The sequence below is a fragment of the Mesobacillus sp. QJM3NY_10 genome (genome assembly GCF_056173465.1).
Genome location: NZ_CM149675.1, coordinates 286,196 through 305,000, shown reverse-complemented (window position 1 = coordinate 305,000; position 18,805 = coordinate 286,196). Strand labels below are relative to the sequence as shown.

The following is an 18,805-nucleotide window of genomic DNA, read 5'->3' as shown; positions in this document are numbered from 1 at the left end:
TGATTTGACGTCATCCCCACCTTCCTCCGGTTTGTCACCGGCAGTCACCTTAGAGTGCCCAACTGAATGCTGGCAACTAAGATCAAGGGTTGCGCTCGTTGCGGGACTTAACCCAACATCTCACGACACGAGCTGACGACAACCATGCACCACCTGTCACTCTGTCCCCCGAAGGGGAACGCCCTATCTCTAGGGTTGTCAGAGGATGTCAAGACCTGGTAAGGTTCTTCGCGTTGCTTCGAATTAAACCACATGCTCCACCGCTTGTGCGGGCCCCCGTCAATTCCTTTGAGTTTCAGCCTTGCGGCCGTACTCCCCAGGCGGAGTGCTTAATGCGTTTGCTGCAGCACTAAAGGGCGGAAACCCTCTAACACTTAGCACTCATCGTTTACGGCGTGGACTACCAGGGTATCTAATCCTGTTCGCTCCCCACGCTTTCGCGCCTCAGCGTCAGTTACAGACCAGAGAGCCGCCTTCGCCACTGGTGTTCCTCCACATCTCTACGCATTTCACCGCTACACGTGGAATTCCGCTCTCCTCTTCTGCACTCAAGTTCCCCAGTTTCCAATGACCCTCCCCGGTTGAGCCGGGGGCTTTCACATCAGACTTAAGGAACCGCCTGCGCGCGCTTTACGCCCAATAATTCCGGACAACGCTTGCCACCTACGTATTACCGCGGCTGCTGGCACGTAGTTAGCCGTGGCTTTCTGGTCAGGTACCGTCAAGGTACCGGCAGTTACTCCGATACTTGTTCTTCCCTGACAACAGAACTTTACGACCCGAAGGCCTTCATCGTTCACGCGGCGTTGCTCCGTCAGACTTTCGTCCATTGCGGAAGATTCCCTACTGCTGCCTCCCGTAGGAGTCTGGGCCGTGTCTCAGTCCCAGTGTGGCCGATCACCCTCTCAGGTCGGCTACGCATCGTTGCCTTGGTGAGCCGTTACCTCACCAACTAGCTAATGCGCCGCGGGCCCATCTGTAAGTGACAGCCGAAACCGTCTTTCAGCTTTCCCTCATGTGAAGGAAAGGATTATCCGGTATTAGCTCCGGTTTCCCGAAGTTATCCCAGTCTTACAGGCAGGTTGCCCACGTGTTACTCACCCGTCCGCCGCTGATCTTCAAAAGCAAGCTAATGAAGATCCGCTCGACTTGCATGTATTAGGCACGCCGCCAGCGTTCGTCCTGAGCCAGGATCAAACTCTCCAAGAAAGAGTTATGAGTTAGCTCATAAAGTTAAAACGTTGGCTCATGTTCTTATAGAAGAAACATGATCATTTATTGTTTGTTGACGCTTGTTTGTTTAGTTTTCAAAGAGCAATTTGTTGTTGTCGTTCAAATGACAACTTTTAAATCTTATCATCTTTCAACCAGCTCGTCAACACTTTTTTTGAAAGTCTTTTAAACAATCGATCAAGTGGAGCTGAGTTACTATAATAACACCTCAGGTGTTACCTAACAACCAGCAATAACTGGAAAAGAATGATATAGGGATTAAAAAAGACAGGGATCTAAATCTCTGTCTTTTCGCCCGGCGGCGTCCTACTCTCACAGGGGGAAACCCCCAACTACCATCGGCGCTGAGAAGCTTAACTTCCGTGTTCGGTATGGGAACGGGTGTGACCTTCTCGCCATCGCCACCAGACTATTTAATTAAGGAAAGGACAGTTATTTTGCTTCGCAAAAAACTTTATTCCCTCAAAACTAGATAATGTGTAAGAAGAATAAGAAGAAACGAGTAATCTATTTTGGTTAAGTCCTCGAACGATTAGTATCAGTCAGCTCCACACGTCACCGCGCTTCCACCTCTGACCTATCAACCTGATCATCTTTCAGGGTTCTTACTAGCTTGCGCTATGGGAAATCTCATCTTGAGGGGGGCTTCATGCTTAGATGCTTTCAGCACTTATCCCGTCCGCACATAGCTACCCAGCGATGCCTTTGGCAAGACAACTGGTACACCAGCGGTGCGTCCATCCCGGTCCTCTCGTACTAAGGACAGCTCCTCTCAAATTTCCTGCGCCCACGACGGATAGGGACCGAACTGTCTCACGACGTTCTGAACCCAGCTCGCGTACCGCTTTAATGGGCGAACAGCCCAACCCTTGGGACCGACTACAGCCCCAGGATGCGATGAGCCGACATCGAGGTGCCAAACCTCCCCGTCGATGTGGACTCTTGGGGGAGATAAGCCTGTTATCCCCGGGGTAGCTTTTATCCGTTGAGCGATGGCCCTTCCATGCGGAACCACCGGATCACTAAGCCCGACTTTCGTCCCTGCTCGACTTGTAGGTCTCGCAGTCAAGCTCCCTTGTGCCTTTACACTCTGCGAATGATTTCCAACCATTCTGAGGGAACCTTTGGGCGCCTCCGTTACTCTTTAGGAGGCGACCGCCCCAGTCAAACTGCCCACCTGACACTGTCTCCCGCCCCGATCAGGGGCGTGGGTTAGAATTTCAATACAGCCAGGGTAGTATCCCACCGACGCCTCCACCGAAGCTGGCGCTCCGGTTTCTCAGGCTCCTACCTATCCTGTACAAGCTGTACCAAAATTCAATATCAGGCTACAGTAAAGCTCCACGGGGTCTTTCCGTCCTGTCGCGGGTAACCTGCATCTTCACAGGTACTATAATTTCACCGAGTCTCTCGTTGAGACAGTGCCCAGATCGTTACGCCTTTCGTGCGGGTCGGAACTTACCCGACAAGGAATTTCGCTACCTTAGGACCGTTATAGTTACGGCCGCCGTTTACTGGGGCTTCGATTCAGAGCTTCGCGTGAGCTAACCCCTCCTCTTAACCTTCCAGCACCGGGCAGGCGTCAGCCCCTATACTTCGCCTTGCGGCTTCGCAGAGACCTGTGTTTTTGCTAAACAGTCGCCTGGGCCTATTCACTGCGGCTCATCTAGGCTATTCACCCAAATGAGCACCCCTTCTCCCGAAGTTACGGGGTCATTTTGCCGAGTTCCTTAACGAGAGTTCTCTCGCTCACCTTAGGATTCTCTCCTCGCCTACCTGTGTCGGTTTGCGGTACGGGCACCTTTTATCTCGCTAGAGGCTTTTCTTGGCAGTGTGGAATCAGGAACTTCGGTACTATATTTCCCTCGCTGTCACAGCTCAGCCTTCACGCAAGCGGGATTTGCCTCACTTGCAGCCTAACTGCTTAGACGCGCATATCCAACAGCGCGCTTACCCTATCCTACTGCGTCCCCCCATTGCTCAAACGATAAAGAGGTGGTACAGGAATATCAACCTGTTGTCCATCGCCTACGCCTTTCGGCCTCGGCTTAGGTCCCGACTAACCCTGAGAGGACGAGCCTTCCTCAGGAAACCTTGGGCATTCGGTGGATGGGATTCTCACCCATCTTTCGCTACTCATACCGGCATTCTCACTTCTAAGCGCTCCACCAGTCCTTACGGTCTGACTTCAACGCCCTTAGAACGCTCTCCTACCACTGACATCTAAGATGTCAATCCACAGCTTCGGTGATACGTTTAGCCCCGGTACATTTTCGGCGCAGAGTCACTCGACCAGTGAGCTATTACGCACTCTTTAAATGGTGGCTGCTTCTAAGCCAACATCCTGGTTGTCTAAGCAACTCCACATCCTTTTCCACTTAACGTATACTTTGGGACCTTAGCTGGTGGTCTGGGCTGTTTCCCTTTTGACTACGGATCTTATCACTCGCAGTCTGACTCCCACGGATAAGTCTTTGGCATTCGGAGTTTGTCTGAATTCGGTAACCCGATGAGGGCCCCTAGTCCAAACAGTGCTCTACCTCCAAGACTCTTACAACGTGAGGCTAGCCCTAAAGCTATTTCGGAGAGAACCAGCTATCTCCAAGTTCGATTGGAATTTCTCCGCTACCCACACCTCATCCCCGCACTTTTCAACGTGCGTGGGTTCGGGCCTCCAGTTGGTGTTACCCAACCTTCACCCTGGACATGGGTAGATCACCTGGTTTCGGGTCTGCGACCACATACTAAATTCGCCCTATTCAGACTCGCTTTCGCTGCGGCTCCGTCTCATCAACTTAACCTTGCATGTAATCGTAACTCGCCGGTTCATTCTACAAAAGGCACGCCATCACCCATTAACGGGCTCTGACTACTTGTAGGCACACGGTTTCAGGATCTATTTCACTCCCCTTCCGGGGTGCTTTTCACCTTTCCCTCACGGTACTGGTTCACTATCGGTCACTAGGGAGTATTTAGCCTTGGGAGATGGTCCTCCCAGCTTCCGACGGGATTTCTCGTGTCCCGCCGTACTCAGGATCCACTCAGGAGGGAACGAAGTTTCAACTACAGGGTTTTTACCTTCTCTGACGGGCCTTTCCAGACCACTTCATCTACCCCGTTCCTTTGTAACTCCATGTTGAGTGTCCTACAACCCCAAGAGGCAAGCCTCTTGGTTTGGGCTATGTCCCGTTTCGCTCGCCGCTACTCAGGGAATCGCGTTTGCTTTCTCTTCCTCCGGGTACTTAGATGTTTCAGTTCCCCGGGTCTGCCTTCAATACCCTATGTATTCAGGTAAAGATACTGTTCCATTACGAACAGTGGGTTTCCCCATTCGGAAATCTCCGGATCAAAGCTTACTTACAGCTCCCCGAAGCATATCGGTGTTAGTCCCGTCCTTCATCGGCTCCTAGTGCCAAGGCATCCACCGTGCGCCCTTTCTAACTTAACCTAAAAGGTCATTTCTCTATTAAATAGAGAGAAAAACTAAAATGGCGATTACTCGGTTTTTTCTTGGTTCTTCTTACTTACGATTATCTAGTTTTCAAGGAACAAAAAAAGCTTTGAGGCAATTGCTCCCTCAAAACTAAACAAACAAGCGTACAACTATGTGGATTACATCCACAGTGCGAATCTTTAGATTCGCTATTCATAGACCATAAGGTCTAAGTTCCGATTGCCATTACGGCAATATCCTTAGAAAGGAGGTGATCCAGCCGCACCTTCCGATACGGCTACCTTGTTACGACTTCACCCCAATCATCTGTCCCACCTTAGGCGGCTGGCTCCATAAAGGTTACCCCACCGACTTCGGGTGTTACAAACTCTCGTGGTGTGACGGGCGGTGTGTACAAGGCCCGGGAACGTATTCACCGCGGCATGCTGATCCGCGATTACTAGCGATTCCGGCTTCATGCAGGCGAGTTGCAGCCTGCAATCCGAACTGAGAATGGATTTATGGGATTGGCTCGACCTCGCGGCTTCGCGACCCTTTGTTCCATCCATTGTAGCACGTGTGTAGCCCAGGTCATAAGGGGCATGATGATTTGACGTCATCCCCACCTTCCTCCGGTTTGTCACCGGCAGTCACCTTAGAGTGCCCAACTGAATGCTGGCAACTAAGATCAAGGGTTGCGCTCGTTGCGGGACTTAACCCAACATCTCACGACACGAGCTGACGACAACCATGCACCACCTGTCACTCTGTCCCCCGAAGGGGAACGCCCTATCTCTAGGGTTGTCAGAGGATGTCAAGACCTGGTAAGGTTCTTCGCGTTGCTTCGAATTAAACCACATGCTCCACCGCTTGTGCGGGCCCCCGTCAATTCCTTTGAGTTTCAGCCTTGCGGCCGTACTCCCCAGGCGGAGTGCTTAATGCGTTTGCTGCAGCACTAAAGGGCGGAAACCCTCTAACACTTAGCACTCATCGTTTACGGCGTGGACTACCAGGGTATCTAATCCTGTTCGCTCCCCACGCTTTCGCGCCTCAGCGTCAGTTACAGACCAGAGAGCCGCCTTCGCCACTGGTGTTCCTCCACATCTCTACGCATTTCACCGCTACACGTGGAATTCCGCTCTCCTCTTCTGCACTCAAGTTCCCCAGTTTCCAATGACCCTCCCCGGTTGAGCCGGGGGCTTTCACATCAGACTTAAGGAACCGCCTGCGCGCGCTTTACGCCCAATAATTCCGGACAACGCTTGCCACCTACGTATTACCGCGGCTGCTGGCACGTAGTTAGCCGTGGCTTTCTGGTCAGGTACCGTCAAGGTACCGGCAGTTACTCCGATACTTGTTCTTCCCTGACAACAGAACTTTACGACCCGAAGGCCTTCATCGTTCACGCGGCGTTGCTCCGTCAGACTTTCGTCCATTGCGGAAGATTCCCTACTGCTGCCTCCCGTAGGAGTCTGGGCCGTGTCTCAGTCCCAGTGTGGCCGATCACCCTCTCAGGTCGGCTACGCATCGTTGCCTTGGTGAGCCGTTACCTCACCAACTAGCTAATGCGCCGCGGGCCCATCTGTAAGTGACAGCCGAAACCGTCTTTCAGCTTTCCCTCATGTGAGGGAAAGGATTATCCGGTATTAGCTCCGGTTTCCCGAAGTTATCCCAGTCTCACAGGCAGGTTGCCCACGTGTTACTCACCCGTCCGCCGCTGATCTTCAAAAGCAAGCTAATGAAGATCCGCTCGACTTGCATGTATTAGGCACGCCGCCAGCGTTCGTCCTGAGCCAGGATCAAACTCTCCAAGAAAGAGTTATGAGTTAGCTCATAAAGTTAAAACGTTGGCTCATGTTCTTATAGAAGAAACATGATCATTTATTGTTTGTTGACGCTTGTTTGTTTAGTTTTCAAAGAACAATTTGTTGTTGTCGTTCAAATGACAACTTTTAAATCTTATCATCTTTCAACCAGCTCGTCAACACTTTTTTTGAAAGTCTTTTAAACAATCGATCAAGTGGAGCTGAGTTACTATAATAACACCTCAGGTGTTACCTAACAACCAGCAATAACTGGAAAAGAATGATATAGGGATTAAAAAAGACAGGGATCTAAATCTCTGTCTTTTCGCCCGGCGGCGTCCTACTCTCACAGGGGGAAACCCCCAACTACCATCGGCGCTGAGAAGCTTAACTTCCGTGTTCGGTATGGGAACGGGTGTGACCTTCTCGCCATCGCCACCAGACTATTTAATTAAGGAAAGGACAGTTATTTTGCTTCGCAAAAAACTTTATTCCCTCAAAACTAGATAATGTGTAAGAAGAATAAGAAGAAACGAGTAATCTATTTTGGTTAAGTCCTCGAACGATTAGTATCAGTCAGCTCCACACGTCACCGCGCTTCCACCTCTGACCTATCAACCTGATCATCTTTCAGGGTTCTTACTAGCTTGCGCTATGGGAAATCTCATCTTGAGGGGGGCTTCATGCTTAGATGCTTTCAGCACTTATCCCGTCCGCACATAGCTACCCAGCGATGCCTTTGGCAAGACAACTGGTACACCAGCGGTGCGTCCATCCCGGTCCTCTCGTACTAAGGACAGCTCCTCTCAAATTTCCTGCGCCCACGACGGATAGGGACCGAACTGTCTCACGACGTTCTGAACCCAGCTCGCGTACCGCTTTAATGGGCGAACAGCCCAACCCTTGGGACCGACTACAGCCCCAGGATGCGATGAGCCGACATCGAGGTGCCAAACCTCCCCGTCGATGTGGACTCTTGGGGGAGATAAGCCTGTTATCCCCGGGGTAGCTTTTATCCGTTGAGCGATGGCCCTTCCATGCGGAACCACCGGATCACTAAGCCCGACTTTCGTCCCTGCTCGACTTGTAGGTCTCGCAGTCAAGCTCCCTTGTGCCTTTACACTCTGCGAATGATTTCCAACCATTCTGAGGGAACCTTTGGGCGCCTCCGTTACTCTTTAGGAGGCGACCGCCCCAGTCAAACTGCCCACCTGACACTGTCTCCCGCCCCGATCAGGGGCGTGGGTTAGAATTTCAATACAGCCAGGGTAGTATCCCACCGACGCCTCCACCGAAGCTGGCGCTCCGGTTTCTCAGGCTCCTACCTATCCTGTACAAGCTGTACCAAAATTCAATATCAGGCTACAGTAAAGCTCCACGGGGTCTTTCCGTCCTGTCGCGGGTAACCTGCATCTTCACAGGTACTATAATTTCACCGAGTCTCTCGTTGAGACAGTGCCCAGATCGTTACGCCTTTCGTGCGGGTCGGAACTTACCCGACAAGGAATTTCGCTACCTTAGGACCGTTATAGTTACGGCCGCCGTTTACTGGGGCTTCGATTCAGAGCTTCGCGTGAGCTAACCCCTCCTCTTAACCTTCCAGCACCGGGCAGGCGTCAGCCCCTATACTTCGCCTTGCGGCTTCGCAGAGACCTGTGTTTTTGCTAAACAGTCGCCTGGGCCTATTCACTGCGGCTCATCTAGGCTATTCACCCAAATGAGCACCCCTTCTCCCGAAGTTACGGGGTCATTTTGCCGAGTTCCTTAACGAGAGTTCTCTCGCTCACCTTAGGATTCTCTCCTCGCCTACCTGTGTCGGTTTGCGGTACGGGCACCTTTTATCTCGCTAGAGGCTTTTCTTGGCAGTGTGGAATCAGGAACTTCGGTACTATATTTCCCTCGCTGTCACAGCTCAGCCTTCACGCAAGCGGGATTTGCCTCACTTGCAGCCTAACTGCTTAGACGCGCATATCCAACAGCGCGCTTACCCTATCCTACTGCGTCCCCCCATTGCTCAAACGATAAAGAGGTGGTACAGGAATATCAACCTGTTGTCCATCGCCTACGCCTTTCGGCCTCGGCTTAGGTCCCGACTAACCCTGAGAGGACGAGCCTTCCTCAGGAAACCTTGGGCATTCGGTGGATGGGATTCTCACCCATCTTTCGCTACTCATACCGGCATTCTCACTTCTAAGCGCTCCACCAGTCCTTACGGTCTGACTTCAACGCCCTTAGAACGCTCTCCTACCACTGACATCTAAGATGTCAATCCACAGCTTCGGTGATACGTTTAGCCCCGGTACATTTTCGGCGCAGAGTCACTCGACCAGTGAGCTATTACGCACTCTTTAAATGGTGGCTGCTTCTAAGCCAACATCCTGGTTGTCTAAGCAACTCCACATCCTTTTCCACTTAACGTATACTTTGGGACCTTAGCTGGTGGTCTGGGCTGTTTCCCTTTTGACTACGGATCTTATCACTCGCAGTCTGACTCCCACGGATAAGTCTTTGGCATTCGGAGTTTGTCTGAATTCGGTAACCCGATGAGGGCCCCTAGTCCAAACAGTGCTCTACCTCCAAGACTCTTACAACGTGAGGCTAGCCCTAAAGCTATTTCGGAGAGAACCAGCTATCTCCAAGTTCGATTGGAATTTCTCCGCTACCCACACCTCATCCCCGCACTTTTCAACGTGCGTGGGTTCGGGCCTCCAGTTGGTGTTACCCAACCTTCACCCTGGACATGGGTAGATCACCTGGTTTCGGGTCTACGACCACATACTAAATTCGCCCTATTCAGACTCGCTTTCGCTGCGGCTCCGTCTCATCAACTTAACCTTGCATGTAATCGTAACTCGCCGGTTCATTCTACAAAAGGCACGCCATCACCCATTAACGGGCTCTGACTACTTGTAGGCACACGGTTTCAGGATCTATTTCACTCCCCTTCCGGGGTGCTTTTCACCTTTCCCTCACGGTACTGGTTCACTATCGGTCACTAGGGAGTATTTAGCCTTGGGAGATGGTCCTCCCAGCTTCCGACGGGATTTCTCGTGTCCCGCCGTACTCAGGATCCACTCAGGAGGGAACGAAGTTTCAACTACAGGGTTTTTACCTTCTCTGACGGGCCTTTCCAGACCACTTCATCTACCCCGTTCCTTTGTAACTCCATGTTGAGTGTCCTACAACCCCAAGAGGCAAGCCTCTTGGTTTGGGCTATGTCCCGTTTCGCTCGCCGCTACTCAGGGAATCGCGTTTGCTTTCTCTTCCTCCGGGTACTTAGATGTTTCAGTTCCCCGGGTCTGCCTTCAATACCCTATGTATTCAGGTAAAGATACTGTTCCATTACGAACAGTGGGTTTCCCCATTCGGAAATCTCCGGATCAAAGCTTACTTACAGCTCCCCGAAGCATATCGGTGTTAGTCCCGTCCTTCATCGGCTCCTAGTGCCAAGGCATCCACCGTGCGCCCTTTCTAACTTAACCTAAAAGGTCATTTCTCTATTAAATAGAGAGAAAAACTAAAATGGCGATTACTCGGTTTTTTCTTGGTTCTTCTTACTTACGATTATCTAGTTTTCAAGGAACAAAAAAAGCTTTGAGGCAATTGCTCCCTCAAAACTAAACAAACAAGCGTACAACTATGTGGATTACATCCACAGTGCGAATCTTTAGATTCGCTATTCATAGACCATAAGGTCTAAGTTCCGATTGCCATTACGGCAATATCCTTAGAAAGGAGGTGATCCAGCCGCACCTTCCGATACGGCTACCTTGTTACGACTTCACCCCAATCATCTGTCCCACCTTAGGCGGCTGGCTCCATAAAGGTTACCCCACCGACTTCGGGTGTTACAAACTCTCGTGGTGTGACGGGCGGTGTGTACAAGGCCCGGGAACGTATTCACCGCGGCATGCTGATCCGCGATTACTAGCGATTCCGGCTTCATGCAGGCGAGTTGCAGCCTGCAATCCGAACTGAGAATGGATTTATGGGATTGGCTCGACCTCGCGGCTTCGCGACCCTTTGTTCCATCCATTGTAGCACGTGTGTAGCCCAGGTCATAAGGGGCATGATGATTTGACGTCATCCCCACCTTCCTCCGGTTTGTCACCGGCAGTCACCTTAGAGTGCCCAACTGAATGCTGGCAACTAAGATCAAGGGTTGCGCTCGTTGCGGGACTTAACCCAACATCTCACGACACGAGCTGACGACAACCATGCACCACCTGTCACTCTGTCCCCCGAAGGGGAACGCCCTATCTCTAGGGTTGTCAGAGGATGTCAAGACCTGGTAAGGTTCTTCGCGTTGCTTCGAATTAAACCACATGCTCCACCGCTTGTGCGGGCCCCCGTCAATTCCTTTGAGTTTCAGCCTTGCGGCCGTACTCCCCAGGCGGAGTGCTTAATGCGTTTGCTGCAGCACTAAAGGGCGGAAACCCTCTAACACTTAGCACTCATCGTTTACGGCGTGGACTACCAGGGTATCTAATCCTGTTCGCTCCCCACGCTTTCGCGCCTCAGCGTCAGTTACAGACCAGAGAGCCGCCTTCGCCACTGGTGTTCCTCCACATCTCTACGCATTTCACCGCTACACGTGGAATTCCGCTCTCCTCTTCTGCACTCAAGTTCCCCAGTTTCCAATGACCCTCCCCGGTTGAGCCGGGGGCTTTCACATCAGACTTAAGGAACCGCCTGCGCGCGCTTTACGCCCAATAATTCCGGACAACGCTTGCCACCTACGTATTACCGCGGCTGCTGGCACGTAGTTAGCCGTGGCTTTCTGGTCAGGTACCGTCAAGGTACCGGCAGTTACTCCGATACTTGTTCTTCCCTGACAACAGAACTTTACGACCCGAAGGCCTTCATCGTTCACGCGGCGTTGCTCCGTCAGACTTTCGTCCATTGCGGAAGATTCCCTACTGCTGCCTCCCGTAGGAGTCTGGGCCGTGTCTCAGTCCCAGTGTGGCCGATCACCCTCTCAGGTCGGCTACGCATCGTTGCCTTGGTGAGCCGTTACCTCACCAACTAGCTAATGCGCCGCGGGCCCATCTGTAAGTGACAGCCGAAACCGTCTTTCAGCTTTCCCTCATGTGAAGGAAAGGATTATCCGGTATTAGCTCCGGTTTCCCGAAGTTATCCCAGTCTTACAGGCAGGTTGCCCACGTGTTACTCACCCGTCCGCCGCTGATCTTCAAAAGCAAGCTAATGAAGATCCGCTCGACTTGCATGTATTAGGCACGCCGCCAGCGTTCGTCCTGAGCCAGGATCAAACTCTCCAAGAAAGAGTTATGAGTTAGCTCATAAAGTTAAAACGTTGGCTCATGTTCTTATAGAAGAAACATGATCATTTATTGTTTGTTGACGCTTGTTTGTTTAGTTTTCAAAGAGCAAATTGTGCGCGCCGCTCATAAGCGACTTTAATAATTTATCACATCACAGCGTTGAATGTCAACAGCTTTTTTTGATTTATTTTTTCATCATCAAAATGTTGTTAACCTGTTCGCGACTGTTTCTATATACTATCACCGGAGATGCCCAGAGTCAACATGTTTAAACCTTGAAAAAGTTGGGAAAAAGTCCCGCTGTTCTTTTTCTTCTATATATTAAAACAGCCAGCCTCCATATAGGAGACCAGCTGTAATTAGTTTTTATTTAGAAATCGTAATGATATTCTCGTCTTTCACATCTACATTGCCCTTCTTATTAATAACAATGCTTTCCCCTTCAGAAAGGTTAGTGAAAACGATCGGAGTGATAATTGATGTTGCGTTCTTCTTGATGTAATCAAGGTCCACCTTCAATAGCGGCTGTCCCTTTGTCACTGTGTCATTTTCAGAAACAAGTGTTTCGAAACCTTGTCCCTTCAAATTCACTGTGTCGATGCCAAAATGAATGAGGATTTCCCTTCCAGAGTCAGACAGAATCCCGATCGCATGCTTTGTCGGGAACAGGTTAACGATCTTTCCGTCTACCGGTGATACAACTGTACCTTCAGAAGGTACGATAGCAAAACCGTCGCCCATCATCTTGCCTGAGAAGACTTGGTCAGGCACTTCTGTGATTGGCAGAATTTCACCTTTAATAGGAGAAACGAATACATCTGCATTAGCATCTGCATCATGATGCGTCTGCAACGCTTCTGGATTTACTTCTTCAATTTGCTGTTCAACCTCTGTTGCCTGGTTCGTTTCCACCGGACGAGGCCTTTTACCGTTCATGATATCTCTCATCTGACCTTTAATTGTCTCTGAACGCGGCCCGAAGATTGCCTGAATGTTGTTGCCGACTTCAAGCACTCCGGCAGCACCCAGCTTTTTCAAGCGATCTTTATCGACGTTGTTAATGTCATTTACAGATACACGAAGTCGAGTGATACATGCATCAAGGTGAGCGATGTTTTCTTTACCACCCATTGCATCAAGAACTTCATATGGAAGGTCTCCAGCTTGTCCTTTTGCTCCGCCTTCTTCTTCATCCTCTTCCAATGCTTCGCGGCCAGGAGTCATCAGGTTAAACTTGCGGATTGCGAATCGGAAACCAAAGTAGTAAATTACTGCGAAAACTAAACCAACCGGAATGACAATCCATGCATTTGTCTGTGGATTGATCAGACCGAACAGGATGTAGTCAATTAGACCACCGGAGAAAGTCATACCGATTTTTACATCTAAAAGGTGCATAGTCATGAAAGATAGACCTGCAAAGATTGCGTGCACTCCAAATAGTACTGGCGCTACGAACAAGAATGAGAACTCAAGTGGTTCTGTGATCCCTGTTAAGAATGATGTCAACGCAGCGGATACCATTAAACCGCCGACTACTACTTTTCTTTCAGGACGTGCTTCGTGATAAATTGCCAAAGCTGCTGCCGGAAGACCAAACATCATGAATGGGAATTTACCAGTCATGAACGTACCAGCAGTTAAGTCTTGTACGTTGTCACCAATCTGCGCCATGAAGATACGCTGGTCACCGCGGACGACATCGCCAGCCAAAGTAGTATACTGGCCAAACTCATACCAGAATGGTGAATAGAAGATGTGATGCAAGCCGAATGGAATCAATGAACGTTCAACTACACCAAAGATAAATGCTGATAGAGTCAAATTAGCGTGAACCATGTTTTGCGAGAATGCATTCAGGCCATTTTGGATTGGCGGCCAGATGACAAGCATTGCCAGACCAAGCAAAATTGCAGTTCCTGCTGTGATGATTGGCACGAAACGCTTACCAGCAAAGAAACCAAGATAGGATGGCAACTCAATTTCAAAGAACTTGTTGTAAAGAGCAGCGGCAATGATACCTACGATAATACCGCCGAACACACCCGTTTGCAGGGTTGGAATGCCAAGAATGTTTTGGTAGTTAAGACCGTTAACATCCTCTGGCGTGATTTGCAGAACTGTACCCATCGTTACATTCATGATTAGGTACCCGATAATTGCTGCTAGACCGGCAACACCTTCACCGCCAGCCAAACCAACAGCTACACCGACCGCGAACAAGAGCGGCAGGTTCCCGAAGACAACGTCACCGGCTTTCTGCATGACTGCAGCTACCATATCGACGCCGCTGTTATCTAAAAATGGAGCAAGCTCCAGCAAAGCAGGGTTTCTAAGTGCCGCACCTAGAGCAAGCAAGATACCTGCAGCTGGCAAAAGCGCAACTGGAAGCATGAGCGCTTTACCTACTTTTTGAAGAACACCAAAAGCTTTCTTAAACATAGGAATACCTCCTGAAATTTTTTCTCCTAAAGCGGTTACAAACATCAAAAAAACAAATAAAAAAGGCATGAGAAAGATGTAGTGAAAGAAGCATACGGATATATTACCCATAAAACTCCATTTCAATTACATTCTTTACTCATGCCTGATCGAATCAGTAACACGTAAAAAATAATTACTTATTTAACTTTTTTCTGAAGCCTTTGCAAATGCATTGTCAGATAGACGGCTTCAGCATCGCATACTTGTTTTTTCAAGGTCTGCTGCATCACTTTAATGAGTTTCCACGAAAGATTGTAGCACACTGGATATTCTTCTTTCAAGAGGGTTGCAAATTTTTCTGGTTCCTCTACTGTTTCGCCATTATTGACCCTTTCAATCGTGAAACGTATATGGCGCACAAGCCGGGTGTAGTCAATCCCCTCTTTGTCGATTTCGACTTCCAGGTTTTCTTCAATCATTTGTACCAATTTTGTCACAAGCTGCGAGTGTTTGTTCACATCAGATAGGTTTCGATTCATGACCGCACTGTGAATATGAAGGGCGATGAAGCCTATTTCACCATCCGGAAATTCAATCCCTGATTTATCCTTAAGAAGCTGAACAACCTCTTGGGCGATCTGGAACTCAGTCGGGTACAGTGTTTTCGTCTCGACTAAAAATGGATTTTTGAAATCAAGCCCATTTGCAATTCGGTTCGCAGCGAACATCAAGTGATCCGTCAATGCGACATGGATGTGTTCATTCAATTGGCTAGCTGCTCTCTTTTTGATCAACTCAATAGAAGAAATGATGGCCTCGTGAAGATCGTTTTCGACGAATGGCAATAACTTAATGTAATTTGCCCGCTCTCTTTCATCCTTGAGGACAAACATTTTTTCCGCCTGCCCCTCTTCGATCAAATCCCCCTTTTTCCGGTTGAAGCCGATTCCTTTGCCGATCAGGATGACTTCCCCGAATGCAGGGTGGTCCGCTATCATGACATTATTGTTCAACCCTTTTTTTACTGTAATTTGGTCCATCCTGTATCCCCGTTTCAGCCTGTTCTATAGAAATATCGTATATAAGGGAGATTTATAAGTCAATTCGAAGCGTTAATTATACCCACCTCAATTTTTGGCAAAAAAAGATCCAGCCGCGCAGGCTGGACCCTTCTTCTATTCTGTTAAAAATACAAAATAAAGCAAGAAAATCACAAAGAACAGATACATAATCGGATGTACTTCTTTTGACTTCCCTTTAACAATCATCGTGATTGGGTAAAAGATGAAGCCTGCTGCAATCCCTGTTGCGATGCTGGATGAAAGCGGCATTGCAATCATTGTCAGGAATGATGGAACGGCGATTTCAAATCGGCCCCATTCAATTTTACCAAGAGAAGAAACCATCAGGACACCAACGATAATCAATGCTGGCGCTGTTACAGCTGAGGTAACGACTGAGAGCAGCGGGAAAAAGAACAGTGCTAACAGGAAGAATCCAGCCGTTACAAGTGAAGCAAATCCACTTCTTGCTCCTGATGCTACGCCAGCAGATGATTCAATATAGGAAGTAGTTGTTGACGTACCGAAGATCGAACCGACAAGCGATGCGATTGAATCAGCGAAAAGCGCACGGCCGGCGCGCGGCAGCTTGTTGTCTTTCATCAATCCTGCCTGGTTGGCAACGGCTACAAGAGTACCTGCGTTATCAAAGAAATCAACGAACAGGAATGTCAGGATGATTCCGAGCATTGTTGCTGTATAGAAAGATGGATCACCAAAAGCGCTGAAAACCGCTCCGAAGGTTGGCGCAACACTCGGCACTGCACCGACTACACTTTCAGGTGTTTCAATAAGATTGAAGATCATTCCGACAATGACAGAAATGATGATTCCGAAGAATACCGCACCGTGAATGCCTCTTGTCAGCATGATGACTGTAATTAATAGACCAAACAATGCAAGCAATGTATTGCTGTTTGTCAAATCTCCCAGCCCTACAAGTGTTGCTGGATTATCGACGATGATTCCTGCGTTTTTCAGGCCGATGAACGTGATGAACAAACCGATACCCGCTCCGACTGCGTGCTTGAGTTCAACTGGGATGGCATTGATCAATTTTTCCCGCCAGCCTGAAATCGTCAGCAGCAGGAAGAACACACTTGAGATGAAAACTGCAGCAAGGGCATGTTGCCACGGTGCTCCATGGCTAAGGACAACTGTGTAAGCGAAGAATGCGTTCAAGCCCATTCCCGGAGCAAGGGCGATCGGGTACTTACCAATCAGGCCCATGATGATGGAACCGACTGCTGCGGCGAGCGCTGTCGCGACGAAGACTGCACCAGTATCCATCCTCAATGATTCCGGCAGGTCCTGTACGTCTGACAGTGTAAGTATATTGGGATTAACAATCAGGATGTACGCCATGGCAAGGAATGTGGTCATCCCGCCAATGAATTCGCGGCGATAGTTCGTGCCTAGCTTCTCAAACTCAAAATACTTCTTCATATTTTCATTTCCCCCTGAATAGTATTCAGGAAATCTGGCCAAAAAGAAAACGCCACGGGATACCGGGGCGTTGACTGCAGGCAATAAAAGAAACTCCTGGCTGCAATAGATTGATAGATTGCCAGCCATGAATTCTATACCTCGTAGTCAAGCCATTTACGGTAGCTCGGTAGAAACTTTTGGGCCATATCCCCAAGATTATACGACGAATTATGACAAATTATTAAGTTCAGTATCATTCTAACAGGACTTTTGCCCCGAGTCAACAAAAAAAACGAACATTTTCATGTTCGTTTTTAATAATGTTCGTATTTTATTCCCATTCGATTGTTGCAGGCGGTTTGCTTGTGATGTCATAAACAACCCGGTTCACGTGATCCACTTCGTTGACGATCCTTGTGGAGATGAGTTCAAGGACATCCCAAGGAATTCTTGCCCAGTCAGACGTCATCCCATCAATTGACGTTACTGCACGGATTCCGATTGTGTAATCATATGTTCTCGCATCGCCCATGACACCGACGCTGCGGATATCAGGCAGAACGGTGAAGTATTGCCAGATTTCACGATCAAGACCAGCTTTCTTTATTTCTTCACGGAGGATTGCGTCTGATTCACGAACAATCTCAAGTTTCTCTTCCGAGATCGCACCTAGGACACGGATGCCAAGTCCAGGGCCAGGGAATGGCTGGCGCCAGACGACTTCATCAGGCATGCCAAGCTCAGTGCCAAGTGCCCTGACTTCATCCTTGAATAATGTATTCAATGGCTCGATCAATTTGAACTGCATATCCTCAGGCAGTCCGCCGACATTATGATGGGACTTGATTGTCTGTGCTGTCGCCGTACCGCTTTCGATAATATCGGTATACAATGTTCCCTGTGCCAGGAACTCAATGCCTTCCAGCTTTTCAGCTTCATCGTCAAACACATAGATGAACTCATTGCCAATGATTTTACGCTTCTGCTCAGGATCGGATACTCCCTCCAGCTTGCTGAGGAAACGGTCCTTCGCATCGACTTTGATCACATTCATATTGAAGCCATCAGCTAGAGTTTTCATGACACCTTCGGCTTCGTCTTTTCGCAACAATCCGTGGTCGACGAATATACATGTCAGTTGGTCACCAATCGCTTTATGAATCAATACCGCAACAACTGAAGAATCTACACCTCCACTGAGCGCGCAAAGTACTTTTTTGTCTCCCACCTGCTGGCGAATCTTCTCCATCTCGATTTCAATGAAATTTTCCATCGACCAGTTGCCTTCGCATTCGCAAACTTTGAAGACGAAGTTTTTCAAAAGGTCATTCCCGTAAACAGAATGGCGTACTTCCGGATGGAATTGAACAGCATATAGTTTGCGGCTTTCATCACTCATTGCCGCGATTGGGCAAGAAGGGTTGATGCCGTCCACTGTGAATCCCGGAGGTGACATCGTCACAAGGTCTCCGTGGCTCATCCAGACAACCTGCTCTCCCGGTGTTCCCTCAAATAATCTGTTCTGGTTATGCAGAGTCAGCAAAGCTTTTCCATATTCCCGGTTCTTCGCCTTCTCGACCTTGCCGCCGAAATGCATCGTCATCAGCTGCATTCCGTAGCAGATTCCTAAAATCGGCAGGCCCAGCTCAAAAATCTCTTCATCACAGCGGAAGGCTCCCTCATCATAGACAGAGTTCGGGCCTCCGGAGAAAATAATTCCCTTTGGATTCATTTCCTTGATTTCAGCTGCCGTAATCGTGTGTGGATGTAATTCGCTGTAGACACCAAATTCCCTGATCCTTCTTGTGATCAGCTGGTTATACTGGCTGCCAAAGTCTAATACAATAATCTTTTCCTGGTCTTGCAGCTCGGTTTTCATAAAGTCACCTCATTATAAAATAGAAACGCGGAAACTTCCGTAAACAGAAGGTTATGTAGATAGTATGGCTTGTTGCCGCGTTTTTCACATAAAAAAAGCCAGAATCCTGCCCCTCAAATAAAAGGAAAGCAGGAATCCAGCCCGTTACGTACAAAAAGAAACCTGCCTTCATAGTCAAATCATTTCCGGTGATTTGGTAGATACTTTCGAACCATATTATCGAGGATATATGAAGGTTGATTCTATATAGTTGCAAACAT

The 18,805-nt window shown here is 48.9% G+C and carries 4 protein-coding genes, 7 rRNA genes and 2 riboswitches (1 of these 13 only partly in view); all 11 genes read right to left on the bottom strand.

Annotated features, from left to right (window positions below; genetic code table 11):
* Positions 1–1,209: ribosomal RNA gene (locus AC0VX7_RS01605) — 16S ribosomal RNA — on the bottom strand (it extends 342 nt beyond the left edge of the window).
* A 317-nt stretch (positions 1,210–1,526) separates the two neighbouring features.
* Positions 1,527–1,642, bottom strand: a 5S ribosomal RNA gene (gene rrf, locus AC0VX7_RS01600).
* Positions 1,643–1,745: 103 nt separating this feature from the next.
* Positions 1,746–4,681 (bottom strand): 23S ribosomal RNA (locus AC0VX7_RS01595).
* A 249-nt stretch (positions 4,682–4,930) separates the two neighbouring features.
* Positions 4,931–6,481: ribosomal RNA gene (locus AC0VX7_RS01590) — 16S ribosomal RNA — on the bottom strand.
* A gap of 317 nt (positions 6,482–6,798) precedes the next feature.
* Positions 6,799–6,914, bottom strand: a 5S ribosomal RNA gene (gene rrf, locus AC0VX7_RS01585).
* A gap of 103 nt (positions 6,915–7,017) precedes the next feature.
* Positions 7,018–9,953: ribosomal RNA gene (locus tag AC0VX7_RS01580) — 23S ribosomal RNA — on the bottom strand.
* 249 nt (positions 9,954–10,202) lie between these two features.
* Positions 10,203–11,753: ribosomal RNA gene (locus tag AC0VX7_RS01575) — 16S ribosomal RNA — on the bottom strand.
* Together the 16S, 23S and 5S rRNA genes form the textbook arrangement of a ribosomal RNA operon.
* A gap of 366 nt (positions 11,754–12,119) precedes the next feature.
* Positions 12,120–14,195, bottom strand: coding sequence for a glucose-specific PTS transporter subunit IIBC (ptsG, locus tag AC0VX7_RS01570; protein ID WP_475426358.1), 2,076 nt, complete (start codon positions 14,193–14,195; stop codon positions 12,120–12,122).
* 179 nt (positions 14,196–14,374) lie between these two features.
* Positions 14,375–15,217, bottom strand: coding sequence for a glucose PTS transporter transcription antiterminator GlcT (gene glcT, locus AC0VX7_RS01565; protein WP_475426357.1), 843 nt, complete (start codon positions 15,215–15,217; stop codon positions 14,375–14,377).
* Positions 15,218–15,352: 135 nt separating this feature from the next.
* Positions 15,353–16,684, bottom strand: a complete 1,332-nt coding sequence (locus tag AC0VX7_RS01560) for an NCS2 family permease (protein WP_475426356.1) — start codon at positions 16,682–16,684, stop codon at positions 15,353–15,355.
* Between the two features lie 124 nt (positions 16,685–16,808).
* A riboswitch (purine riboswitch) is annotated at positions 16,809–16,910 on the bottom strand.
* 87 nt (positions 16,911–16,997) lie between these two features.
* The gene (guaA, locus tag AC0VX7_RS01555) at positions 16,998–18,545 is read right to left on the bottom strand and encodes a glutamine-hydrolyzing GMP synthase (protein ID WP_475426355.1); all 1,548 of its coding nucleotides are present in this window, start codon (positions 18,543–18,545) and stop codon (positions 16,998–17,000) included.
* 151 nt (positions 18,546–18,696) lie between these two features.
* Positions 18,697–18,798: riboswitch (purine riboswitch) on the bottom strand.
* Positions 18,799–18,805: the final 7 nt, after the last annotated feature.

Coding starts and splice junctions, on each gene's coding strand:
- ptsG (WP_475426358.1), bottom strand. CDS start 14,195: ATGTTTAAGAAAGCTTTTGGTGTTCTTCAAAAAGTAGGTAAAGCGCTC.
- glcT (WP_475426357.1), bottom strand. CDS start 15,217: ATGGACCAAATTACAGTAAAAAAAGGGTTGAACAATAATGTCATGATA.
- guaA (WP_475426355.1), bottom strand. CDS start 18,545: ATGAAAACCGAGCTGCAAGACCAGGAAAAGATTATTGTATTAGACTTT.
- AC0VX7_RS01560 (WP_475426356.1), bottom strand. CDS start 16,684: ATGAAGAAGTATTTTGAGTTTGAGAAGCTAGGCACGAACTATCGCCGC.